Annotated in this window: 20 protein-coding genes; 14 read left to right on the top strand and 6 right to left on the bottom strand. The window is 60.1% G+C overall.

Translation table 11 applies throughout. The annotated features are described in order from the left end of the window. Positions 1-60: 60 nt before the first annotated feature. The 3 genes from HX790_RS05210 to HX790_RS05200 all read left to right on the top strand — a co-directional run bounded on the left by HX790_RS05210 (position 61) and on the right by HX790_RS05200 (position 2,770). Positions 61-882, top strand: coding sequence for a carbon-nitrogen hydrolase family protein (locus tag HX790_RS05210; protein ID WP_099548506.1), 822 nt, complete (start codon positions 61-63; stop codon positions 880-882). A 189-nt stretch (positions 883-1,071) separates the two neighbouring features. Continuing rightward, positions 1,072-2,397 carry an APC family permease gene (locus tag HX790_RS05205; protein WP_176991315.1) on the top strand — a complete coding sequence of 442 codons (1,326 nt, stop codon included), beginning with the start codon at positions 1,072-1,074 and terminating at the stop codon, positions 2,395-2,397. Between the two features lie 100 nt (positions 2,398-2,497). Further along, positions 2,498-2,770 carry a type B 50S ribosomal protein L31 gene (locus HX790_RS05200; protein ID WP_017135901.1) on the top strand — a complete coding sequence of 91 codons (273 nt, stop codon included), beginning with the start codon at positions 2,498-2,500 and terminating at the stop codon, positions 2,768-2,770. A 20-nt stretch (positions 2,771-2,790) separates the two neighbouring features. Here the strand turns inward: HX790_RS05200 and HX790_RS05195 are convergent, their stop codons facing one another. From HX790_RS05195 to HX790_RS05180, 4 genes are read right to left on the bottom strand one after another with little or no spacing between them, the layout of a single operon-like run. Next, positions 2,791-4,170 (bottom strand): ATP-binding protein, encoded by a 1,380-nt coding sequence (locus HX790_RS05195; protein WP_017135902.1) that lies wholly within the window; start codon positions 4,168-4,170, stop codon positions 2,791-2,793. Continuing rightward, positions 4,167-5,993, bottom strand: a complete 1,827-nt coding sequence (locus HX790_RS05190) for a DAHL domain-containing protein (RefSeq protein WP_225933034.1) — start codon at positions 5,991-5,993, stop codon at positions 4,167-4,169. Before HX790_RS05190 ends, HX790_RS05195 begins: the two co-directional genes overlap by 4 nt. After that, positions 5,990-6,952 carry a cytochrome-c peroxidase gene (locus HX790_RS05185; protein ID WP_099548508.1) on the bottom strand — a complete coding sequence of 321 codons (963 nt, stop codon included), beginning with the start codon at positions 6,950-6,952 and terminating at the stop codon, positions 5,990-5,992. The genes HX790_RS05190 and HX790_RS05185 overlap by 4 nt, the downstream gene beginning before the upstream one ends. Before the next feature lie 21 nt (positions 6,953-6,973). Beyond that, positions 6,974-8,848, bottom strand: coding sequence for a bifunctional diguanylate cyclase/phosphodiesterase (locus tag HX790_RS05180; RefSeq protein WP_176991314.1), 1,875 nt, complete (start codon positions 8,846-8,848; stop codon positions 6,974-6,976). A gap of 227 nt (positions 8,849-9,075) precedes the next feature. Here HX790_RS05180 and HX790_RS05175 point away from each other — a divergent pair, with 227 nt between their 5' ends. Genes HX790_RS05175 through HX790_RS05165 form a run of 3 tightly spaced genes read left to right on the top strand, consistent with a single transcriptional unit; the run spans position 9,076 to position 11,299 of the window. After that, on the top strand, positions 9,076-10,389 hold the full coding sequence (locus HX790_RS05175; RefSeq protein WP_017135906.1) for an HD domain-containing phosphohydrolase: 1,314 nt from the start codon (positions 9,076-9,078) through the stop codon (positions 10,387-10,389). Next, positions 10,386-10,799 (top strand): NUDIX domain-containing protein, encoded by a 414-nt coding sequence (locus HX790_RS05170; RefSeq protein WP_017135907.1) that lies wholly within the window; start codon positions 10,386-10,388, stop codon positions 10,797-10,799. The genes HX790_RS05175 and HX790_RS05170 overlap by 4 nt, the downstream gene beginning before the upstream one ends. Next, positions 10,793-11,299, top strand: coding sequence for a GNAT family N-acetyltransferase (locus HX790_RS05165; protein ID WP_099548509.1), 507 nt, complete (start codon positions 10,793-10,795; stop codon positions 11,297-11,299). Before HX790_RS05170 ends, HX790_RS05165 begins: the two co-directional genes overlap by 7 nt. 177 nt (positions 11,300-11,476) lie before the next feature. Here the strand turns inward: HX790_RS05165 and metR are convergent, their stop codons facing one another. Beyond that, positions 11,477-12,394: a transcriptional regulator MetR gene (gene metR, locus HX790_RS05160; RefSeq protein WP_017137016.1), complete on the bottom strand. Its 918-nt coding sequence runs from the start codon at positions 12,392-12,394 to the stop codon at positions 11,477-11,479. Between the two features lie 182 nt (positions 12,395-12,576). Here metR and HX790_RS05155 point away from each other — a divergent pair, with 182 nt between their 5' ends. Both HX790_RS05155 and HX790_RS05150 read left to right on the top strand, forming a co-directional pair. Beyond that, positions 12,577-13,596: an alpha/beta fold hydrolase gene (locus tag HX790_RS05155; protein ID WP_099548510.1), complete on the top strand. Its 1,020-nt coding sequence runs from the start codon at positions 12,577-12,579 to the stop codon at positions 13,594-13,596. Between the two features lie 57 nt (positions 13,597-13,653). Next, positions 13,654-14,307, top strand: coding sequence for a DsbA family oxidoreductase (locus tag HX790_RS05150; protein WP_017137018.1), 654 nt, complete (start codon positions 13,654-13,656; stop codon positions 14,305-14,307). Between the two features lie 89 nt (positions 14,308-14,396). Here HX790_RS05150 and HX790_RS05145 read toward each other — a convergent pair whose 3' ends face one another. After that, a complete protein-coding gene (locus HX790_RS05145; RefSeq protein ID WP_026013708.1) occupies positions 14,397-15,167 on the bottom strand; it encodes a MipA/OmpV family protein in 771 nt (256 codons plus the stop codon). A 225-nt stretch (positions 15,168-15,392) separates the two neighbouring features. Between HX790_RS05145 and HX790_RS05140 the strand changes: the two genes are divergently transcribed. The 6 genes from HX790_RS05140 to HX790_RS05115 are packed head-to-tail and all read left to right on the top strand — an operon-like array spanning position 15,393 to position 22,661. Further along, positions 15,393-16,103, top strand: coding sequence for an MtnX-like HAD-IB family phosphatase (locus tag HX790_RS05140; protein WP_017137020.1), 711 nt, complete (start codon positions 15,393-15,395; stop codon positions 16,101-16,103). Further along, the gene (locus HX790_RS05135; RefSeq protein WP_176991313.1) at positions 16,096-17,490 is read left to right on the top strand and encodes an aspartate aminotransferase family protein; all 1,395 of its coding nucleotides are present in this window, start codon (positions 16,096-16,098) and stop codon (positions 17,488-17,490) included. Before HX790_RS05140 ends, HX790_RS05135 begins: the two co-directional genes overlap by 8 nt. Continuing rightward, positions 17,487-18,362 carry a carboxylesterase gene (locus tag HX790_RS05130; protein WP_017137022.1) on the top strand — a complete coding sequence of 292 codons (876 nt, stop codon included), beginning with the start codon at positions 17,487-17,489 and terminating at the stop codon, positions 18,360-18,362. Before HX790_RS05135 ends, HX790_RS05130 begins: the two co-directional genes overlap by 4 nt. 9 nt (positions 18,363-18,371) lie before the next feature. Continuing rightward, positions 18,372-19,496, top strand: coding sequence for a GNAT family N-acetyltransferase (locus tag HX790_RS05125; RefSeq protein WP_176991312.1), 1,125 nt, complete (start codon positions 18,372-18,374; stop codon positions 19,494-19,496). Continuing rightward, positions 19,496-21,274, top strand: a complete 1,779-nt coding sequence (locus HX790_RS05120) for a HAMP domain-containing sensor histidine kinase (RefSeq protein WP_017137024.1) — start codon at positions 19,496-19,498, stop codon at positions 21,272-21,274. The genes HX790_RS05125 and HX790_RS05120 overlap by 1 nt, the downstream gene beginning before the upstream one ends. Beyond that, positions 21,264-22,661: a sigma-54 dependent transcriptional regulator gene (locus HX790_RS05115; RefSeq protein ID WP_017137025.1), complete on the top strand. Its 1,398-nt coding sequence runs from the start codon at positions 21,264-21,266 to the stop codon at positions 22,659-22,661. The genes HX790_RS05120 and HX790_RS05115 overlap by 11 nt, the downstream gene beginning before the upstream one ends. Positions 22,662-22,676: the final 15 nt, after the last annotated feature.

Raw genomic sequence — 22,676 nt, 5'->3', positions numbered from 1 at the left:
AATTCCCTGGCCGGTGTTGGCTGCGCATACTGCGACACGGATAAAGAACAAGGAATACCCATGAAGGTCGAATTTGCCCAATTGGCAGGCCGCGATAACGGTACAGCTTACAACCTTGAGCGCGCCTTGGCGGCCATAGCTGCGTGCGCCGCCGACACGCAACTGATCGTCTTCCCGGAAACCCACCTGATGGGCTTCCCGTCGGCCGAGACCGTCGCCACTATCGCCGAGCCGGTAGACGGCCCCACCGTACAAGCGGTTATCCAGGCGGCCCGTGCGCGCAATATCGCCGTGGTCATCGGCATGGCCGAACACGACGGTGGCCAGTTCTATAACACCACCTTGCTGATCACCCCCGAGGGCATCGCCCTGCGTTATCGCAAGACGCATCTGTGGGCTTCGGATCGCGGCGTGTTCACCGCTGGTGATCGTTACGCCACATGCCTGTGGAACGGCGTGCGCGTCGGCCTGCTGATTTGCTACGACATCGAGTTCCCGGAAACCGCCCGCGCCCTGGCGCAACTGGGTGCCGAACTGCTGATCGTCACCAACGGCAACATGGACCCTTACGGCCCCACGCACCGCACCGCGATCATGGCCCGCGCCCAGGAAAACCAGGCGTTTGCGCTGATGGTCAACCGGGTCGAAGAGGGCGACGACGACCTGTTGTTCGCCGGTGGCAGCGCCCTGGTGGACCCGATCGGCACCTTGCTGTTTGAAGCGGGGCGTGAGGAAGGGCAATTCACCGTCGAGCTGGATCTTGACCAATTGGTGGCGGCTCGCAAGGACTACCGCTACCTGGATGACCAGCGCTTGAAATTGCCCGGCGAGGTGATTGAGCGCAGCGATGGGACGCGCGAATTGCTGATCCCCCACGTTTAAGACTGGCCCCTAGTGGCGAGGGAGCTTGCTCCCGCTGGGGCGCGTAGCGGCCCTAAGATTTTGGGGCCGCTGCGCAGCCCAGCGGGAGCAAGCTCCCTCGCCACAAAAGCGACATCAATCATAAAAATAGTTTGCGCTTCACTGACTTCAGTTCTGCCATAAATCTAATAAATCAGCGGAGAATCGCTCATGGCTCGTTTGCAACGCACCCTGTCGTTAGGGTCGGTGGTGCTGTTTGGCATCGCCTATATGACGCCGATCATTGTGCTCGGCACCTTCGGCATCCTCGCGCAATCCACCGGCGGTATGGTCCCGGCCGCGTACCTGGCGGCCCTGGTGGCGATGTTCTTTACCGCCATGAGCTACGGGCGCATGGCCTCGGCATTCCCGGTGGCCGGTTCCGCCTACAGCTATGTGCGCAAGGCCATCAGCCCTAAGCTGGGCTTTATCGCCGGTTGGGCGGTGTTGCTCGACTACCTGTTCCTGCCCATGGCCATCTGGCTGATCGGCGCTGCGTACCTGCATTCGGCTTTCCCGGCGGTGCCGCAATGGGTGTGGGTGCTGGCGTTTATCGGCATCACAACGCTGATCAATATCATCGGGTTGAAGCTCGCCAACGGCATCAACGCGCTGCTGATGCTGGTGCAATTTCTGGTGCTGATCGCGTTTGTCGCGCTGTGCATCCACTACATCGGCGGTGACGCGAGCAAGCCGCTATGGACCATCGCCCCGTTCTTCAACGGCCAGATGCACATGCCGCTGATCATGAGCGGCGCGGCCATCGCCTGCTATTCGTTCCTGGGCTTTGATGCGGTCAGTACCCTCACCGAAGAAACCCGCGACCCGCGCCGTACCATCCCACGGGCAATCATGCTGATCACCTTGATCGGCGGCCTGATCTTCGTCGGCGTGTCGTACTTCGTGCAGATCGCCCACCCGTCGTTCGAATTCGCCGATGTGGATTCGGCGGCCTACGAGATTGCCCGCAACGTGGGCGGCGACCTGTTTGTGTCGATCTTCCTGATCGGCCTGATCGTCGGCCAGTTCGCCTCGGGGCTGTCGGCCCAGGCCAGCGGTTCGCGGCTGTTGTTTGCCATGGGCCGTGACGGTGTGTTGCCCAAGTCGTTCTTCGGCACCTTGCATGCGCGCTTCGGCACGCCGGTCAACAGCATCCTGTTGTGTGCGGTGGTGGCCTTGCTGGCGTTGAAGCTCGACGTGACCACCTCAACTTCGTTCATCAACTTCGGTGCGTTCCTGGCGTTCAGCCTGGTGAACCTGTCGGTGATCTTTCACTACTGGATCGGCGCCAAACAGCGCGGTGTGCGTGAGCTGATCCTGTTCCTGGTATTCCCGACCATCGGCTTGCTCGCTGACGTGTGGCTGATGGTCAGCCTCGATCACCTGGCGATTTACCTGGGCGCGGTGTGGTTGGCGATTGGCCTAGTGTACCTGGGCTTTCTAACGCGCGGTTTCTCGAAACAACCCCCGGAAATGGACTTCCAGGAAGCGGCATAGAAGCAGTCGGCCTATTCTTATTGAAATCGGTTCTCGTTTGGGCGCATGATTTGTGTTACTGTATAACACTTGAATTGCACCCAGACGCCCCGGAGGCCTTATGAAAGCTGGTATCCATCCCGACTACCGCACTGTGCTGTTCCACGACACCGCCGCCGACGTGTTCTTCCTGATCGGCTCCACCGCCGACAGCGACCGCACCCATACACACAGTGACGGCAACACTTACCCGTATATCCCGCTCGATGTGTCCAGCGCCTCGCACCCGATCTACACCGGCCAGCAGCGCAAGACCCAGGTCGAAGGCCGGATCGCCGGGTTCAACAAGCGTTTCGCTTCGTTTGGGTCCAGCCCAAAAAAGGCGGATGCATAACCCCGACTCGGCGGCGTGCCCTACGCCGCCGTTTGCCGAATCGGCAGCACCACCCGAAAGGTTGTGCCCTTGCCCAACTCACTGCTGACCGAGATTGAGCCCCGGTGTTTCTTGACGATGCCGTAGGAGAGTGACAACCCCAGGCCAGTGCCTTCGCCGACGGGTTTGGTGGTGAAGAAGGGGTCGAAAATCTTCTGCACGGTTTCCGGCGCAATGCCACAGCCGTCGTCCGCCACTTCCAGCCAGATGTTCTCACCTTCCACGCCGTTGCTGATGGTAATGGTGCCGCGTTCCGGGCCCATGGCTTGTGCGGCATTGATTACCAGATTCATCACCACTTGATTGAGCTGCGACGCCAGGCACTCTATGTCCGGCAGCGGCATGTAGTGCTTGACCACATCAGCCCTGTACTTCAGTTCGCTGGCGACGATGTTCAGCGTCGAATCAATGCCTTGTTGCAGGTTGGTGAATTGCCAGGTCTGGTCGTTGTCCACCCGCGAAAAATTTTTCAGGTCTTTGACGATTTGCACCACGCGGCCAATGCCATCCTTGGATTCGCGGATCAGGATCGGGATGTCCTCCTTGAGAAAGTCCAGCTCCAACGTCGTGCGCAAAGCCTTTAGCTGGTCGCGCTGTGGTTGCGATGCGATTATTTCTTCAGTGTGTCGATAAGCTTCAAGCATCTGTTGCAGCTGGTTGAAGTAGCCATCGAGGGTGCTGAGGTTGGACGAAATGAAGCCTACCGGGTTGTTGATCTCATGGGCGACACCGGCGGCAAGCTGACCCAGCGACGCGAGCTTTTCCGACTGCACCAGCTGGCTTTCCAAGTGCTTGCGCTCGTCGATTTCCAGTTGCAGCGCCTGGGTACGTTGTTCCACCAGCTGTTCCAGGTGGGAGGTTTGCAAGGCGGCGCGACGGGCCATGTCCCACTTGTTGGCCAAGGTGTTGGCCATTTGCTGGACCTCAATGTTGTCGAAGGGTTTTTTCAGGATCAGCAAGCGGTCATGGGCGTGCAGGCGAAAGAGCAGGTCCTCCCAGGAGTAATCCGAGTACGCGGTGCACACCACCACTTGCAGGTCGGGGTCGACCTTCCACAATGCCTCGATGGTCTTCGCGCCGTCCCAGCCCTGGGGCATGCGCATGTCCACAAAAGCCAGCGCATAGGGCCGTTGTTCTGCCATGGCCGTGGTCAGCAAGCCCAGGCCTTCTTCGCCACCGTACGCCGAATGCAGGTCGAATACCTGAGCCTGAGGCGTGGCGGCGGCGCCGAACAGCGCTGACTCCAGGTCGTCCAGTGCAGGGTTGGCGGCCACGCTCGGCATCAGAATCTTGCGAAAGTCTTCATGAATTGACGGTGTGTCATCAATCAACAGAATGCGCCGGTTGGGAGTCTGGTTCATGGGGCAGTTCCGGCAAGGGTAAGAGGAATCGTCAAGGTAAACACTGCGCCAAGGCCTGGCCCATCGCTGTGGGCGCTGAGTTGGCCGTGCATTTCCACGGCGGCCAGGGCGCAGCTGTGCAGGCCGAAGCCGTGGCCTTCTTTGCGCGTGGTGAAGCCGTGGGTGAATATCCGGGTCATGTTCTCGGCGGGTATGCCCTCGCCATCGTCCCTTACACTGATTTTCAGCGTCTCTTCAGCCGCCGGTTGCACGGTCAGGGTCATTTGCCGTGGCCGGTCACTGAGGTTGGACATGGCGTACTTGGCGTTGCTGATCAGGTTGACCATGATCAGCAACAGCCGGTGTTTGTCGCCCAGAATCTCCGGTACTTGCGCGTACTCCTTGACCACCGTGACGTGATGACGGCTCAACGCGCCGGCGTTCATGCGCAGGGCGTCTTCCATCAACGCGCTGATGTTGACGGGTTCGAGCAGTGTGGAGGCGCCGGCATAGGATTGCTGGGTCGAGACGATGTCCTTGATGTGGTCAACGCTTTTGCTCAGTTGCGTCAGTTCCTCGCTCATGTCTTGCTGTTCGACTGCAATCGCTTCGACCAATTGGTTCAGGTAGCCCGGCAGCAACTTGCCCTTTTCATCCTCGCTGAGGAAGGTGCCCAGGTCGCCCTGATGCGCGTTGATCAATTGCATGGCTTTGCCCAGGCCCTGGGCCTTGCTGTTGCGCAATTTACGCCCCACCAGGTCGGCGGAAATGTTCACACTGTTGAGCACGTTGCCGACGTTGTGCAGCACGTTCGTGGCGATTTCCGCCATGCCCGCCTGGCGGGCGCTGTCCATCAGCTCGCTCTGGGCGTCCTTGAGCTGTTGCGTGCGCCGCTCCACCCTTTGTTCCAGGGTTTCGTTGGCGGCCTGCAAGGCACGATTGATCCGGTTGATCTCGGCGAAACTGCGCAACAGGCGTACCGCCAGGTACAGCAGCAACACCACCAGCAAGGTTGAGAAAATCAACAGGTAGCGGTGGTATTGATGATCAATGAGGTCGGCCGCCTGCTGGTCCTGGTTGAGGTGGGTGGTCAAGTCATCCAGGCGCTCGGCCACGGGCACTGCGGCAATTCGTTCGAGGAGGCTGTTGACCACCGGTTGCTCGCGCAGGATCAGCGAAATGTGGTTGCTGAGGATCTCGACCGGGGCCTGGAACTCAATGGGCAGGCGTTCCTTGTTAATTTCCAGTTTGCCCAGGCCCACCAGAATATCGGCGGCGCGGTCGTCGCTGGTGACCTGGGCGAACTCCAGGCTGCTGAGCAGCAGGTCGTAGGTGTCGGTGGCCACGCTTTGCAGTTGCAGCCGCCCTCCATCGTCAACACGATTGAACTGGGCCTGGATATCGTCTTCAGCGGTCGGCAGAAACGCCAGCGAGTTGCGCAGCACCGCATTGTGGGATTTGAACCGGTCTACCAGCCGCGCCTTTTCCTGGATGGCGGTTTCATACGCTAGCTGGATGGTGCGCCAACGGGGCAGGTCGACGCTGTTGTGGTAGGTGCTGCGGCTGTTAAGTTCGGCCCATATACGCGTCATTTCGGTGAGTGGTGTCACCAGCGGATCGTAGTTGTGGGTAATCGCAATCCGGGCCTTGAGCACTTCGCTGTCCCATTGTGCGTTGAGTTGCTGGAGCTGGCGGATCAGGTCCCGTGACTGGGTGTAGCTGGCTGTTTGGTCGCGGGAGGACATGAGGTACAAAAAGACCAGGGTCGAGGCCAGCAGCAGGGTCATCAACCCCAGCAACAGCTGACTGATACGACGGCGGGAAAGGCTCGGCAGTCGGCTCATAACGGCTTGCCCGCCCATTGGCCAGTCAGGGTCTTGAGAAACAGGATGATCAGGTCCTTGTCTTCCTGGGTCGGAGTGCGCCCCAGCTGATACTTGAACATCACGTCCACAGCCTCTTCCAGGCTCTTGGCCGAAGCGTCGTGAAAGTAGGGCGCGGTGACCGCCACATTACGCAGGCTGGGCACCTTGAACACATAGCGGTCCTCTTCATCCTTGGTCAACAGGTAACGCCCCAGGTCTGACTCGACCGGGTTGCCGCGGTCCTTGAAGTAGTCAGCCATCACGCCGAATTTTTGAAACATGTTGCCGCCGATGTTCACACCCTGGTGGCAGGCGATACAGCCGTAATCTTTGAAACGCTGGTAGCCGTACTTTTCCTTGAGGGTCAGGATCTCCGTATTGCCCTTCAAGTATTGGTCAAACCGTGAGTCGGGCGTGAGCAGTGTGCGCTCATAGGTGGCCAGGGCGTTTTGCACATTGGCTGCGGTGACCCCATCGGGATAGGTTTGCTGGAATGCGCTCTGGTAGGCGGGCACGGCGGCGAGGTTCTGCACCACGGTTTTCCAGTCGCTGCCCATTTCTGCCGTGCTGGTGACCACGTGTTCGACCTGCGCCTCCAGCGTGTCGACGCGACCATTCCAGAACTGTTTGAAGTTCAGGCTGGCGTTGAACACCGATGGGGTGTTGACCTCTACCGGTTTGCCGTCAAAACCGATCGAAAACGGCTTGTCGTCGGCGCCGCCGGACTCCAGGCGATGGCAACTGGCGCAGGACAGGGTGTTGTTGGCTGACAGGCGTGGCTCATTGAACAGTTGCCGGCCCAGTTCGACTTTGGCCGGGTCCAGCGTCGGCACGCCCGGCAAGGGTTTGAGTGCCTCGTCCAGCGGTGCGGCTGCCAGTGGCAGACTCGCGCCTAACCATAAGGTGAAAATGAGCCCTTGGGTTGATACTTCGCTCAAGCGAGCACTCCTTGCAATCGGCTATTGATCGGGCATCAGGGCAGGGTGACCGGCTTGCATCAACTGCGCAAAATCCTTTGGGGGCACGGCTTTGCTGAATAGAAAACCCTGGCCTTCTTCGCACCGCTGAGCTTGCAGGAAGTTCAGTTGTTCGATCGTCTCCACGCCTTCGGCAATGATGCTCATGTTCAGACTTTTGCCCATGCCGATGATAGCGCTGATCAGTTGCGCGTCCTGGCTATTTACGCTCATGCCGCGTACGAAAGATTGGTCGATTTTCAGCACGTCGATGGAAAAGCGCCGCAGGTAGCTGAGGCTGGAATAACCGGTGCCGAAGTCATCCAGGGCCAGACGCACGCCCATGGCCTTGATGGTGTTCAAGGTGGCGACGGTGTCGTCGACATTCTGCATCAACACGCTTTCGGTGATTTCCAACTCCAATTGGGCAGGCGGCAGGCCGGTCTGTGTGAGTATCTCGGCCAGGTTGTCGGTAAAGTCCCGCTGGCGAAAGTCGATGGCCGAGACGTTCACCGAGATGCACAACGGGCTCAAGCCCATGGCGCGCCAGGCTTGCCCTTGCTCGCAGGCCCGGCGCAGTACCCACTGGGTCAAGGGCACTATCAGCCCACTGTCTTCGGCCACCGGAATGAACTCAGACGGACTGACCCATCCGGAGCGCGGCTCAAACCAACGTATCAAGGCTTCGGCACCGACGATTTTGCCGGTTTTCAATTCCAGTTTCGGTTGGTAGTGCAGCACGAACTCGTCACGCTCCAGGGCCTGGCGGATCGCGCTTTCCAGGCCTTGCTGATGCTGCGCGCGCAGGTTCATGGTCTCGGTATAAAAGCTGAAGTCACCCGGGCCGCGCTCCTTGCTGGTGCGCATGGCGGTTTCGGCATGTTTGATCAGTTCCACCGCCGTGCTGCTGTCATTGGGGTAAATACTGATGCCCAGGCTGGCGGTGACGCTCAGGTCGTGCCCGGCGACGTGGCGGGTTGTGCGCACGGCCGTGAGCAACTTTTGCGCAATATGCTGGGTTTGTTGCGGGTGCTGGATATCGTTGAGCAGAATCACAAACTCGTCGGCCCCGTAGCGAAACACTGAATCCGAGTCTCGCACCGTCGCCACCAGGCTCTGGCTGACCTGCTGGAGCACCTCGTCGCCCGCCGGATACCCCAAGGCATTGTTGATGCGCTTGAAGCGGTCGAGCCCTATAAATATCACCGCCAGTTGTGTGTCATGCCGTCGGCCCAAGGCGATGGCCTGGGTCAGGCGGTCACCCAGTAACGTGCTGTTGGGCAACTGCGTGAGCGCGTCGTATTGCAACAGGTGCGACACTTTGAGCAGTTCCTGCACGCGTTCTTCAATGGTGCGCTCCAGGCCCAGTACCTTGAGGGCGACGTCTTGGGCGAGCTGCCATTTCCAGGTCAGGGCGCTGGCCATCTGGCGGATTTCCAGGTGGTCAAAAGGTTTTTTCAGGATCAGTAGCTGGTCGTTGTACTTCAATCGCGCTTCGATGGCCTCAAAGGAGTAATCGGAGTAGGCGGTGCACAGGGCAATCTGCAGGTTGGGGTCGACGTTCCACAACTGTTCGATGGTGTGCAGGCCATCCCAGCCGGGCGGCATGCGCATGTCGATAAACACCATGGCGTAGGGCGCACCGTCCGCCAGGGCTTTGTTCACCAGGGCAAGGGCCTCCTGGCCCTGATAGGCCGAATCCAGCAAAAACGCCTGGCGCACCGGCGCCGCGGTGCCGAACAGGGCTTCTTCCAGGCTGTCCAGTGAGGGGGCATCGTTGGGATTGGCGCACAGAATCTTGCGGAAATCTTCGTGGATAGAGGCGGTGTCATCCACGATCAGAATGCGTCGGTTGGCCCGCCCTGAATCCGGGTTCATGGCGCACTCTGCATTGGCAAGAGGTTCGATGGCATAACGCTTCCTTCCTTGGTTTGACATCCGGGAGGAGTACGTACCGGTTAAGACAGCATAGTTGAGTTCCCTTGATATCGACGGCAAGTTGGCGTCAAATCAGCCGCGTGGCTGCGTGCATCAAGCGCAGAAACGCGGCGGGATACCAGGGTTCAATTTAGCTCTATTACGTTTATTTTTAAGGCGCAGTAACCATGGATGAACAACTTGCGACCCCACCCACGATTCTGCTGGTTGATGATGAAGAATCGATCCTCAACAGCCTGCGCCGCCTGTTGCGCGGCCAACCCTTCAATGTCGTACTCGCCGGCAGCGGCGCCCAGGCCCTGGAGATCATGGCGGCCCAGCCCATCGACCTGGTGATGAGCGACGCGCGCATGCCCGGCATGGACGGCGCGCAGTTGCTGGCTGAAGTCCACCGGCTGTACCCGGCCACCAGCCGCATCCTGTTGACCGGCTATGCTGACCTTGCGACGATCATCAAGGCGATCAACGAAGGGCAGATTCACCGTTACATCAGCAAACCCTGGAATGACGAAGAACTGCCGCTGGTGTTGCGCCAGGCCCTGGAGCATCAGCGCCTGGAGCGCCTGGCCCATGAGCAGAACGATCAGCTCAAGGTGTTGAACGCCAACCTGGAAAAGCGCGTGGCAGCCCGTACCAGCGAGCTGCAACAGACCGCCGACATGCTCGATCTGGCCTACGACGAGCTCAAGCGCAGCTACGTGACCGGTACCGAAGTGTTTTCGCTGTTGGCCAACCTGCGCTTGCCCAAGGACAAACAGACCAACCGCGCCTTGATCGAACTGATCCGGGTCTACTGCGCGGCCCAGTCCATCGACGAAGCCAGCACCCGCGACCTGACCATGGCCGCTGCGCTGTACAACATTGGCAAGCTGAGCTGGAGCGACAGCATGATGGTTGCGCCGTCGGACAAGCTGCACAGCACCGACCGTGGTCTGTATCGCGAGTACCCGACCCAGAGCGAATCGCTGCTGATGACCCTGGAACCGATGAAGGATGCGGCGCGGATCATTCGCCACCACCAGGAGCGTTGGGACGGTACAGGGTTTCCCGATCACCTCAAGGGCGATGCGATCCCGCCCGGCTCGCGCCTGCTTAAACTGGCAGTGGACTTCATCGAACTGCAAAAAGGCTTGATCCTTGAACGGCATCTGAACAGCGACGAAGCGTTGCTGTATATCCGCAAGTACGCCGGTCGTCTTTACGATCCGGAGCTGGTGGAAGACTTCGTGCAGGCCTGCGCGGCCTTCCTCAGCGATGTGACCTTGGGCGACCCCAGCGTCAAGGTCCTCTCCACCCGAGAGCTGGAAGCCGGCATGGTGCTGGCCCGCAACCTCAATGCCGATAACGGCATGCTGTTGCTTAACGCCGGCAAGGTGTTGAATCTGCCGCTGGTGGACAAGCTGATTGCGTTCGAGGCGATGGAAGGCGCGAAATACAGCGTATTTATCAAACAACCTGAAGAGACACCGATTCTTTCATGAGCATTTCCACTATTCGAATTGCCGCCGCCCTGCTGATCGGCAGCGACGGTCAAACCCTGCTGGTACGCAAACGTGGCACCCAGGCGTTCATGCAGCCCGGCGGCAAGATCGACGCCGGTGAGCAACCCGCCGAGGCGCTGGCCCGTGAGCTGTACGAAGAACTGAACCTGTGTATCAAACCGAGTGATGCCGTGTACTTGGGCCACTTCTCGGCGCCTGCCGCCAACGAACCGGGTTTTACGGTGCACGCCGAGTTGTTCCAGGTGCACATTGATGTGCCGGTGACGCCCGCTGCCGAGATTGAAGAAGTGCGCTGGATCGACCCGGCCGGTGACGGCGGCTTGCACCTGGCGCCTTTAACGCGGGATTTGATCCTGCCGTTTTACCGAAAGTCGCTCACCGCATGCTGATTCGCCCACTGGGTGCCCACGACGCCGAGGCATATCGAGCGCTGATGCTTGAGGCCTACGGCGCCTATCCCCAAGCGTTTACCTCCAGCGTCGCCGAGCGCGCGCGGATGCCAATGAGTTGGTGGGAAAAGCGCCTGGACAATCCGTTGGACCGGGTACTCGGCGCGTTCGCGGCTGACACCTTGGCCGGGATTGTCGGCCTGGCCTTCGAACCCCGGGAAAAGGCCCGGCACAAAGTCACGCTGTTCGGCATGTTCGTGACCGAGGCTTATCAGCGCAAGGGCCTGGGCCGTGAGTTGCTGGAGGCGGCGCTCGATGCCGCGCGACGCCAGCCCGGCGTCAAACTGATCCAACTGACCGTCACCGCCGGCAACGACGCAGCCTTCGCGCTGTACCAGCGCTGCGGTTTTATTCAATACGGCCTGGAGCCGTTGGCGGTGCGGGTGGGGATCGAGTACTTCGACAAGGTCCACATGTGGCGTGAACTCAAAGGCGACTGAAATTCCATAGGGGAACCATAGTTCTGTGTGGGAGCTGGCTTGTCGAATCGTCGCACCGCTGCGATAGCATCAACTCTGTGTACCTGACACACCGAGGTGTCTGCATCGCAGCGGTGCGACGATTCGACAAGCCAGCTCCCACATTAGAGTCCTCATTGTGTTCACCTTTGTGCGTGATTAACGCACGGCGCTGACCCCATCCAAAGTTGAAAACGAGGTGTCCTTGGCGGTCAGCAAGAAGTCGCGCATATACGGCGCATCCAGCATGTCCGCACGGATCCCCGCATACAACGTCGCGAACAAGCCTTTTTCGCCCAAACGCTTGGCCTTCACATACCCACGCGCGCTGTATTCATGCAGCGCCCAATGGGGCATGCCGCACACGCCACGGCCGCTGGCGACCAATTGCATCATCATCACCGTCAGCTCCGAGGTGCGCACCTGGGCCGGCTCCACGTCGGCCGGTTCCAGGAAGCGCGTGAAGATGTCCAGGCGGTCGCGCTCAACCGGGTAGGTGATCAGGGTTTCGCTGAGCAAGTCTTGCGGCACGATGTACGACTTGTTCGCCAGCGCATGCTGGTTGGCCACGGCCAACATGGCTTCGTAGGTAAACAAGGGTACATAGGTGATGCCCGGCAGTTCCAGCGGGTCGGAGGTCACCACCAGGTCCAGGTCGCCACGCGCCAGGGCCGGCAGCGGCGCGAAGGCAAAGCCTGAGGCCAGGTCCAGTTCGACTTCCGGCCAGGCATCGCGGAACTGGTCGATGGTCGGCATCAGCCACTGGAAGCAGCTGTGGCATTCGATCGCCATGTGCAAGCGCCCGGCGGTGCCACCGGCCAAACGCGCAATGTCACGCTCGGCGCCGCGCAACAAGGGCAGGGTGGCATCGGCCAGTTGCAGCAGGCGCAAGCCGGCGCTGGTGAAGCGCAACGGTTTGGTTTTGCGCACGAACAGCGGCATGCCCAGGCGCTCTTCCAGTTCTTTGAACTGGTGGGACAGCGCCGATTGCGTCAGGTGCAGGCGTTCGGCGGCTTCGACCAGGCTGTCGGCTTCGCGCAATGCGTGCAGGGTCTTGAGGTGGCGGATTTCGAGCACGGGCGCTCCATGAAGATAATTTGTGATGATTAGATATATCGTGAGTTTGTCTCATGTTGCCAGTCATGTCGACCATGACCGTTGGGCGCACTTCATCAAACTGTCACGCAACTGTGGCAGCGCGCTTGTACAAACTTCATCAGACTCGCGCTCTACTGGGGTTCTGCGTTTCGGTGTTTTTCATGCGCGTGTTGTTTTTATTGGCCGCTCTAGTGTTCGGCCTGCCGTCTTTTGCGGCTTCTCGATGTGATGTCAATGTCCCGACCCAAACGGTCGACCTGGAAAAAGTCAGCATCGCCTATCAGAGCATCGGCCGAGCGTCGGACCCGGCGTTGCTGTTGGTCATGGGCCTGGGCGGGCAGTTGATCCACTGGCCGGATGAAGTGGTGGTGGCCTTGTGTGAACAGGGTTTTCGAGTGATCCGCTACGACAACCGTGACGTTGGTTTGTCCACCTGGCGCCAGGCTCCCGCCAGCGCCAACCTGACGTTCGAAGTGCTGCGCTACAAGCTCGGTTTACCGGTGGCGGCGCCGTACACGCTGACCGACATGGCCGACGATGCATTGGGCTTGATGGACGCGCTGCAGATTCAGCAATTCCACGTGCTGGGCGCGAGTATGGGCGGCATGATCGCCCAGCACCTGGCAGCCATGGCGCCACAGCGGGTCGAAAGCCTGACGCTGGTGATGACCAGTTCCGGCGCCGAAGGCCTGCCGGCGCCCAATGCGGCGTTGGTGCAGTTGCTGTCGCGGCGCAGCGCGCCGAACCGTGAAGTGGCGCTGGAGCAACAAGCCGATTTACTCGCAGCCCTGGGCAGCCCCAACGTGAAAGATGATCGCCAGGCGCTGCTGCACCAGGCCGCGCTGTCCTACGACCGCGCCTTCAACCCGGACGGCGTGAAGCGTCAGATCATGGCGATTTTGGCTGAGCCGAGCCGCGTGCCTTTGCTTAACCAATTGCGCGTGCCGACCCTGGTGGTGCACGGCACCGCCGACCCGTTGTTGCCGGTGATGCACGGCGTACACCTGGCCGCGCATATCCAGGGCAGCCAGCTGAAGCTCATACCGGGCATGGCCCACCGCTTCCAGGAAGCCTTCAAGGCACCGCTGCTGACGGCTGTGTTGCCGTATCTGAAAGCCCATCGCGAAGATGCCGCGCATTGGGCGCAGATTGATCTGGGCGAGCCTTCGAAGGTGCTGTGAAGTTGGTGTATGGTGCAACCTTTATGGCGCACATTAATGCCAGCGAGGTTGCCTACCATGAGTACTCCCCTGAAAATCGATTTCGTCAGCGACGTGTCTTGCCCCTGGTGCATCATCGGCCTGCGCGGCCTGACCGAAGCCCTCGACCAACTGGGTAGCGAGGTGCAGGCCGAGATTCATTTCCAGCCGTTTGAGCTGAACCCGAAGATGCCGGCCGAAGGGCAGAACATCGTCGAGCACATCACCGAAAAGTACGGCTCCACCGCCGAGCAATCCCAGGCCAACCGTGAGCGTATCCGCGACATGGGCGCGGCGCTGGGCTTTGCCTTTCGCACGGACGGGCACAGCCGTATCTACAACACCTTCGATGCGCACCGGCTGCTGCATTGGGCGGGGCTTGAAGGGTTGCAGTACAACCTCAAGGAAGCGCTGTTCAAGGCGTATTTCAGTGATGGGCAAGACCCGTCCGACCACGCGACGCTGGCGATCATCGCCGAAAGTGTTGGGTTGGATATCAAGCGCGCGGCTGAAATTCTGGCGTCTGACGAGTACGCTGCTGAAGTCCGTGAGCAGGAAGAGTTGTGGATTACACGCGGTGTGACTTCAGTACCCACCATCGTGTTCAACGACCAGTACGCGGTCAGCGGTGGGCAGCCGGCTGAAGCCTTTGTCGGGGCTATTCGTCAGATCATCCAGGAAGCCAAGGCCTGATGATCGTTCCCTTGCTCTGCGTGGGAACGCCGCCCCGGACGCTCCGCGTCCTGCCCTTGAAGTTATGACGCAGAGCGTCACAGGATGCGTCAGTCGAACTTGTAGCTGATCGCCGTCTGGACCTGGCCCTGGTTTACCTTGCCGGTCTCTTTGACGATGGTGCTGTTCGCCGCCGACCCCACCAGGCGAGTCCAACTGGCGCTGGTCAACAGTGACCAGTGGCTGTCCAGTGGGAATTCGAAGCTCTCGGTCAGCGTCAGGTTCTGAAAGCCTGCGCTGGCGTTATAGGTGCGGATGCCAGACGCAACGGACTCTTTATCATCAACGCCAAAAAACGCCTGGGTCTGGCGCGCATCAGCAAAATGCGCCATCAAGCCAGTGCTGCCGATAATACCGCCGCCCAGCGGGTAGCCCAACTCGCCGCCCAGTTTGCCGAGCACGCCACTTTGGTCACGCGAGCCGCCGACGGCTTGGCCAACCTGGGCGTATACGCGCCAGAACTCGGCCGGTGAGTACTGGACGAACCCCCCGACTTCGGCCATGTCCGGCACATCCCGCAACCCACGCAGTGAACCGTTGGCCGTGCGGCCCGGCAGGTAATTGATATACGGGCCGGCGGTGAAACCGTTGGTATTGAGTGCGCTCCAGGTCAGGCCGTCGTCGGTGCCCAGGCTCACATTGCCCCAATCCAGATCGAAATAAGGAATCGGCCGGGTTTCGTAGCGGCTGCCTGTCGGGTCATGGGGCTCATAGCTGACGCCCGCGCCGACTTCGCCGGTAATACCTTCGGCCAATACCGAGCTGGAAAAGCTCCACAGCCCCAGCAAACCGGCGAATACAGCAGAAGTAACCTTGAACATGGAGCGTTTCCTTATCTGAACCTGCGCGCATTCACGCGCGAAGAGCCTCCCTGAGGCAAGCACTCATCTTGTTTGTAGCAAGCTACAAAAATTGTAGCTCCTGCGACACAAATCACCCTGTTTATCGACCAAAACCCCAGCCCCGCTGGGCTTTGGCCAGTTGGCACAGTCTCTGCAATACCCCTGGCACAAGCGCACAGAGCGCTCCTCTTCCAGGTAAACGCAATGATCCAGTGGCATATCGTGTGCGACTTCGACGGGACCATCACCCCCACCGACGTCATCGACAACGTCCTCCAGCGCTTCGCCGGCCCTGAGTGGGAAACCATCGAACAGGAATGGCTGGATGGGCATATCGGTTCCCGCGAATGCCTGAGCCGTCAACTGGCGCTGATCAAGGCCACCCCGGCTGAACTGCTGGCGTATTTCGACAGCGTTGAAATCGACCCGGACTTCCCGGACTTTGTCGATCACGTCATGGGCCTGGGCGCGACCATCGAAGTGGTCAGCGACGGCATCGAGCAAGGCATCGCGCGCATTCTGTCGCGCAACTACGTGACTTTGCTGCCGATCCTCGCCAACCGCCTGCGCCAGGTCGACCAGAACAGCTGGCGCATCGACTTCCCGTATTCCAGCGATGCCTGCCGCGCCGCCTCCGGCAACTGCAAGTGCAAATCCACGCCGCGCAACAAGCGCGTGCTGGTGATCGGCGACGGCAAGTCCGACATGTGCGTGGCTTCAACCGCCGACTTCGTCTTCGCCAAAGGCAGCCTCGCCAAGTACTGCGAAGCCAACAACATTCCCCATGCGCGCTTCGACACCTTTGCCGAATTGCCCGCACTGCTGACCGCTTTGCCACAAGGCATCGCCGCTAACTCCGGCACCTTTGCCGCCGACCTCTCTGTTGAAAATCAGGAACTCTTCCACCATGTCTGATATTCGTATCGCTACCGCCGAAGACCAGATTCTTCTGGATAAAGAAGCCAAATACTGCTCCTACGGCGACACCGTTCACTACATCGAGCCGCCGCGTATTTTCAGCCGTTGCGAAGGCTCCTACGTGTGGGACACCGAAGACCAGGCCTACCTCGACCTGCAAATGTGGTACTCGGCCGTTAACTTCGGCTACGCCAACCCGCGCTTGAATAACGCGCTGAAACAGCAGATCGACACCCTGCCGCAAATCGCCAGCCAGTACCTGCACAAAGGCAAGATCGAGCTGTCGGAAATGATCGCGGTCGATGCCAAGAACAAATTCGGCCTCGACGGTCGCGTGCACTTCAACGTCGGCGGTTCGCAGTCGATCGAAGACTCGCTGAAAGTGGTGCGTAACGCCTCCAACGGCAAGAGCCTGATGTTCGCCTTCGAAGGCGGCTACCACGGTCGTACCCTCGGCGCTTCGTCGATCACCTCGAGCTTCCGCTACCGTCGCCGCTATGGCCATTTTGGCGAGCGCGCCAACTTCATCCCGTTCCCGTACCACTTCCGCGGCCCTAAGGGCATGACCAAAGAAGAATACGGCAGCCACTGCGTGCAGCAATTCGCGCGGCTGTTCGAGACCGAATACAACGGCGTCTGGGACCCGAAAACCAACCAGTGCGAATACGCAGCGTTCTACGTCGAGCCGATCCAGGGCACCGGCGGCTACGTGATCCCGCCGATGAACTTCTACCGCGAATTGAAGCAAGTGCTGGATCAGCACGGCATCCTGATGGTGTCCGACGAAATCCAGATGGGCTTCTACCGTACCGGCAAACTGTGGTCGATCGAACACTTCGACGTACAGCCGGACGTGATCGTCTTCGGTAAGGCGCTGACCAACGGCCTCAACCCGCTGGGCGGCATCTGGGCGCGTGAAGAGCTGATCAACCCGAAGGTCTTCCCGCCAGGTTCGACCCACTCCACCTTCGCCTCCAACCCACTGGGTACGGCGGTAGGCCTGGAAATGTTCAAGATGACCAGCGAAGTCGACTACGGCGCAATGGTCATGGCCAAGGGCAAATACTTCCTGGAAGGCCTGCAAGACCTGCAGAAACGTTTCCCGATCATCGGCGACGTCGATGGCCTGGGCCTGGCCCTGCGCTGCGAAATCTGCGGCCCGGATGGCTTCACGCCGGATAAGGCGACCTTGGACTACATGGTCGAAGAAGGCATGAAGGGCGACATGATCGTCGATGGCGAGAAACTCGGCCTGATCCTCGACGTGGGCGGCTACTACAAAAACGTGATCACCCTGGCACCGTCCCTGGAAATCAGCTACCCGGAAATCGACCTGGGCCTGAAGCTGCTCGAGCAATTGCTGGTGCGAGCGACTAAACGGTGAACAGCGTTGGGATCGACCTCGGCGAGGGTGATGCCGGCTTCGTTCTCGGTGAAGGTCCGGTCGGGATCCTGTTGATCCACGGCCTGACCGGCACCCCGACGGAATTGCGCCAGGTCGCCAAAGGCCTGGCCAAGGCGGGTAACTGCACGGTGTATGTGCCCACACTCGCTGGGCACTGCGGCGATAACAGCGACCTGCAGGCCACCGGCTGGCTGGACTGGTACGAAGGCGTGCGCAAGACCTTTGCGCAGGTCAAGCAGCGCCATGAGCAGGTGTTTGTCGGTGGCTTGTCCATGGGCGCGGTGATGTCGATGTACGTGGCCGCCGAGCACCCTGGGCAAGTGGCCGGGCTGCTGATGTATTCGACCACCTTGAAGTACGACGGCTGGAGCATTAACAAGCTGGCGTTTTTGACGCCGTTGCTGATGAAGATCCCGTTCGGCGTGCACATCTGTCGCTTCGAAGAGAAGCCGCCTTACGGCATCAAGAACGAGCGCCTGCGGGCGATCGTCGAGCGTCAGATGAAGGAAGGCGAAAGCAGTGAGGCCGGTTTACTGACCATGGAAGGCATCACGGTGCGCGAGTTGCACCGCATGAACGCGGTGGTCAAAAAGCGCATGCCCGAGGTCAAGGTGCCGGCGCTGGTGCTGCACTCCATCGAGGACGACATCACCAGCCGCTGGAACGCCGATTATGTCGAGCGCCACCTGGGCGGCCCGGTGACCAAGATCCTGCTGGATAACTGCTACCACATGATCACCGTCGACCTGCAATACCGCCGAGTGATCGAGTTGAGCGCAGAGTTTGTCGAGCAACACGCCGCCCCGGCTGTGCAGGCGCCCGTGGATTATCGACAGCGGGCCTCAGCCTAAGGACTAGACGTGATCACCGCCCAAGCCTTCTCGACTATCCGGGCCATCCCGCGTTGCGCCTGGAATGACTGCTTTCCCGCAGCCCTGGAGGATTGGGATTTTTACGTTGCCGTGGAAAACGCCGCGATCGATGATTTCAAGTGGCGTTACCTGGCCGTCTACGACGATGAAACGCTGGTGGCCGTTGCCGCCGCGTTCATCACTTATTATCGCCTCGACACCACGGTGTCGGGCGCCGGCAAGCGCTTTACCGAGCGCCTGGAGCGACTGTGGCCGGGTGTTTTGCGCTTGCAGTTGTATGCCATTGGCTCGCCGGTGGCCGAGCGTTGCGATGCGGGCATCGCCAGTCACGTGCCCCAGGGGCAGCGCCGACTGTTGATCAAGCATTTGCTGGAGGCGGCACGCGAGGATGCCACTACCTTCGGGATTGGCCTGGTGGCGGTCAAAGACGTGCCGACCAGTGACCTGGACTGGGCAGAAAATTGCCGCCAGGCAGGCTTTCAGAGTATGCCAAGCTTACCCAGGGGGTGGTTGACGGTGCCTTACGGCTCGGTGGACGCCTACCTGGGCTCGCTGTGCAAGGCGACCCGCAAAGACTTGCGCCGCAAGTTGCGCGCGCCAGGCCCACGGGTCGAGTGGCGGCACACTATTGATGATGTGTTGCCCGAGGTGATGCGCCTGTACGAAGACACGCTCAGCCGCGCCGATTTGCAGTTCGAACGCCTGCCGGCGCGTTATTTCACCGGCATTCTTGAACAGCTGCAAGGGCGTGCGGTCTGTGCTCTTTACTGGGTGGATGAGCGTCTGGTGGCGTTCAACCTGGTGCTGTTGGACCAGCATCGGCTGATCGACAAGTTTTTCGGGCATGACCGTGAGTTCAGCCGTGCGTACAGTTTGTACTTTCGCTACTGGTTGACCAATGTCGACTACTGTATTGCACACAAGATCGCGGTGTACGAGTGCGGTCAGGAGGGCTATGCCAGTAAGCTGCGCCTGGGGTGCGAGTTCCAGGGCAACAGCATGTTCTTCCGTCACCGTAACCGGCTGGTCAACGGCCTGCTCAAACTCGTGAAAATGTACATAAGACCGGACCGTTCCGACCCTGCCATGGCTGCTGCGATAAGCGAAACCTGATGATCACCAAGACCCGCCCAAAAGCCCGCCCCTTTGCCATTTCGCGTTGGAGCGTCCAGCGCAAGCTGGTGCTGGCGTTCTGGCTGGTCAGCGTTATCCCGACCATGATCGCGGCCGAACTGGCGGCGACCACGTTGTCGCAGATTTTTGACAGCAACGTGCGCATCTGGCTGCAAGAGTCGACCAAGATCGTCAAGGACGAAATCGGCGACATCCTGCATGACAACGCGCGCATGGCCAAGCTGTTCCTGCGCTACACGGCTCCGCCGTTGAACAAACAAGCCGCCAAGCATGACCGGCTCACCGCCGATATTGCCGAGGCCACCGATATCGACGTGGTCTCGCTGATTCGTGTCAGTGACCACAAGATTGTGTTCAGCACGGCCCCTGACGATGTCGTCAAGCAGATCAACCTGACCAGCAACGCAGTGTTGCAGACCATCCAGGTGGCCGGCGTGACGACGGGCCTGGTGGTCTCAACGTTCGAAACCACCCAAGAGGGCGTCGACTACGTGCTGTTGGTGGCCACGTACCTGGACAGCAGCTTCCTCACCAGCGTGGCCGATGTGCATTCCCTCGACCTGCGCCTGTACCTGGCCAATCCTACGGGGTTTTCCGAGATATTCTCGACCCAGCGCTTTGAGAATCATCCGTCACGCATTCCCACGAATGTTGAAACGGCGATGCGCGCCACCAAGCAACCGAGCGAGCAGTTCACCAATAACTACAGCGGTTTGTACTGGCCGATCTTCAATGATGGCGGCGAACTGCAAGGCGTGATTTTCAGCGGCCTGTTGCGCCATACCAGCCTGGTGGGGCTGGTGAACCAGAGCAACCTGTTCGTGCTGATCTTCTTGCTGAGTTCGGCGTTGTCGCTGGGCGCCGGTGTCTTGGTGTCACGCCGCCTGACCAAACCGTTGCGCGATTTATCCCAGGGCGTGGACGCAGTGATCTCGGGCAATTACGAGCATCGCGTGCTGGTCAGCGGCGGCGATGAGCTGGCGCAACTGAGCAGCACCTTCAACCACATGACCGAACGCCTGGGCGAGTTGCACCACCTCGAGGCCCAGCTGCGCCGCCGCGACCGGCTGCATGCTTTGGGCGAAGTCGCCATGGGCCTGGCACACGAGATTCGCAACCCGCTGGGCATCATCAAGACCGCCACTCAACTGCTGCACCGTCGCGTCGACCTGCCGGACACCGACAAGCGCCACCTCGAATACGTTATCAGCGAAGTCAGCCGCATCAACGACCTGATCACCGAGTTTCTGGATTTCGCCAAGCCCAATCCGCCCCTGCGTGTGTTGCAGGCGGCGCGCCCGGTGGTGGAAGAGATCCTCGGCTTTTGCAGCCCGGAGCTGGCCACCCATAACATCGATGCGCACATCGATGACCAGGCGCCCGGCGCGACGATTTATGCCGATGCCAAGCAACTCAAGCAGGCATGCCTGAACCTGATCCTCAATGCCATTGATGCGATGCCCGAAGGCGGGCGCCTGACCTTGGGCATTCGCAGTGTGGACGGCAATACGGTGATCAGCATTGCTGACACCGGCCAAGGCATTCCGGCCGATATGATCGAGCGGATCTTCACGCCATTCGTCACCACCAAGGCCTCGGGCACGGGCCTGGGGCTGGCTAAAGTCTATTCGATCATGGAAAGTCATGACGGCAGCATCGAATGTGCCAGTGAGAAAGATGCCGGCGCCACCTTCAGCCTGTACATTCCGGCCCATGGTGAAGACGACGGTGACGATGAGGAAGTTCATGACGCATAACGTATTGGTAGTCGACGACGAGCCCAAGCTCTGCGACTTGCTGTCATCGGCCTTGAGCCAGAACGGCATCCAGGTATTTACCGCCGGCAATGGCCTGCACGCGCTCAAGGTGCTGGAGCAGGAAGACATCGACCTGGTGATCAGCGACTGGCGCATGCCAGGCATGGACGGGCCGGCGCTGTTGGCGGAGATAAAAGTGCGCTTCCCGGAGTTGCCGGTGATCGTGATGACCGCCTACAGCACGGTAAAAAACGCCGTGCAGTCGATGCGTAATGGCGCCTATGACTACATTGCCAAGCCGTTCGATATCGACGAGCTGGACATCACCGTGGCCAAGGCCCTGCAGTTTCGCGACATCATGCGCGACAACGCACGCCTGCGCGCCGAGCTGGATCACCATGCGCAGTTCGACAGTCTGGTGGGCGACAGCCCGGCGTTTCGCCAGGTGCTGCACGCGGTCGATTCGGTACGCGACAGCAACGCCACTATCCTGCTGACCGGCGAGAGCGGCACCGGCAAGGAAATGGTCGCCCGCGCGATTCACAAACATGGCAGCCGCGCCGACAAGCCGTTCGTGGCGGTCAACTGCGCGGCCATCCCCGAAGGCTTGCTGGAAAGCGAGATGTTTGGCCATCGCAAAGGCGCCTTTACCGGTGCCGTGGCCGATCGGGTAGGGCGCTTTATGCAGGCTGACCAAGGCACTTTGTTTCTGGATGAAGTGGGCGACATGCCGTTGGCGTTGCAGGCCAAGATCCTGCGGGCCTTGCAGGAGCGGGTGATCGAGCCGGTGGGCGACTCGCGCGAGCGCAAGGTGGATGTGCGTGTGATCGCCGCCACGAACAAGAACCTGCTGGATGCGGTGGCCAATAAAGAATTTCGCGAAGACCTGTATTACCGCCTCAATGTATTCCCGATCCCGTTGCCGGCCTTGCGCGAGCGCGCCGAAGACATCGTGCCCCTGGCCCGGCACTTCGCCCAGACCCTGAGCGCTACCGCGGGCAAACGCATCACCGGCTTCAGCCCCGAGGCATTGCAGGCGATGGCGGCTTACCACTGGCCGGGCAATATTCGTGAGCTGCAGAACTGCGTGGAGCGGGCGACCATCGTGGCGGCTTCGCCGGTGATTGAAGACATTGACTTGCCGGCTTATCTGTTTGCGTCCAAACCTGCCGAGGACGGCGTTACGGCGCTGCTCGGTGACACACCGGGCGTGCCTGCCGACCTGGATGCGGCGCTGGCTGAGGTCGAGAAAACCTACATCATGGCGGCGTTGAACGAGAGCAACGGCGTGCAGGCTGCAGCGGCGGCGAAGATCGGGATTTCCGAGAGGAGTTTTTGGTATCGGCTGAAGAAGCTGGGGATTCAGGTCGAGAAGATCATCCGCTGATCTATCAGGCTCACC

This window comes from Pseudomonas sp. IPO3747 (genome assembly GCF_013385245.1).
Taxonomy (GTDB): Bacteria; Pseudomonadota; Gammaproteobacteria; order Pseudomonadales; family Pseudomonadaceae; genus Aquipseudomonas; species Aquipseudomonas edaphica.
This window is presented reverse-complemented; position numbering and strand designations above follow the sequence as displayed.

Bases quoted from the DNA above. Each gene is read 5' to 3' on its own strand.
- HX790_RS05210 (WP_099548506.1), top strand. From the start codon at position 61: ATGAAGGTCGAATTTGCCCAATTGGCAGGCCGCGATAACGGTACAGCT.
- HX790_RS05205 (WP_176991315.1), top strand. From the start codon at position 1,072: ATGGCTCGTTTGCAACGCACCCTGTCGTTAGGGTCGGTGGTGCTGTTT.
- HX790_RS05200 (WP_017135901.1), top strand. From the start codon at position 2,498: ATGAAAGCTGGTATCCATCCCGACTACCGCACTGTGCTGTTCCACGAC.
- HX790_RS05195 (WP_017135902.1), bottom strand. From the start codon at position 4,170: ATGAACCAGACTCCCAACCGGCGCATTCTGTTGATTGATGACACACCG.
- HX790_RS05190 (WP_225933034.1), bottom strand. From the start codon at position 5,993: ATGAGCCGACTGCCGAGCCTTTCCCGCCGTCGTATCAGTCAGCTGTTG.
- HX790_RS05180 (WP_176991314.1), bottom strand. From the start codon at position 8,848: ATGAACCCGGATTCAGGGCGGGCCAACCGACGCATTCTGATCGTGGAT.
- HX790_RS05175 (WP_017135906.1), top strand. From the start codon at position 9,076: ATGGATGAACAACTTGCGACCCCACCCACGATTCTGCTGGTTGATGAT.
- HX790_RS05170 (WP_017135907.1), top strand. From the start codon at position 10,386: ATGAGCATTTCCACTATTCGAATTGCCGCCGCCCTGCTGATCGGCAGC.
- HX790_RS05165 (WP_099548509.1), top strand. From the start codon at position 10,793: ATGCTGATTCGCCCACTGGGTGCCCACGACGCCGAGGCATATCGAGCG.
- HX790_RS05155 (WP_099548510.1), top strand. From the start codon at position 12,577: ATGCGCGTGTTGTTTTTATTGGCCGCTCTAGTGTTCGGCCTGCCGTCT.
- HX790_RS05150 (WP_017137018.1), top strand. From the start codon at position 13,654: ATGAGTACTCCCCTGAAAATCGATTTCGTCAGCGACGTGTCTTGCCCC.
- HX790_RS05145 (WP_026013708.1), bottom strand. From the start codon at position 15,167: ATGTTCAAGGTTACTTCTGCTGTATTCGCCGGTTTGCTGGGGCTGTGG.
- HX790_RS05140 (WP_017137020.1), top strand. From the start codon at position 15,393: ATGATCCAGTGGCATATCGTGTGCGACTTCGACGGGACCATCACCCCC.
- HX790_RS05135 (WP_176991313.1), top strand. From the start codon at position 16,096: ATGTCTGATATTCGTATCGCTACCGCCGAAGACCAGATTCTTCTGGAT.
- HX790_RS05120 (WP_017137024.1), top strand. From the start codon at position 19,496: ATGATCACCAAGACCCGCCCAAAAGCCCGCCCCTTTGCCATTTCGCGT.
- HX790_RS05115 (WP_017137025.1), top strand. From the start codon at position 21,264: ATGACGCATAACGTATTGGTAGTCGACGACGAGCCCAAGCTCTGCGAC.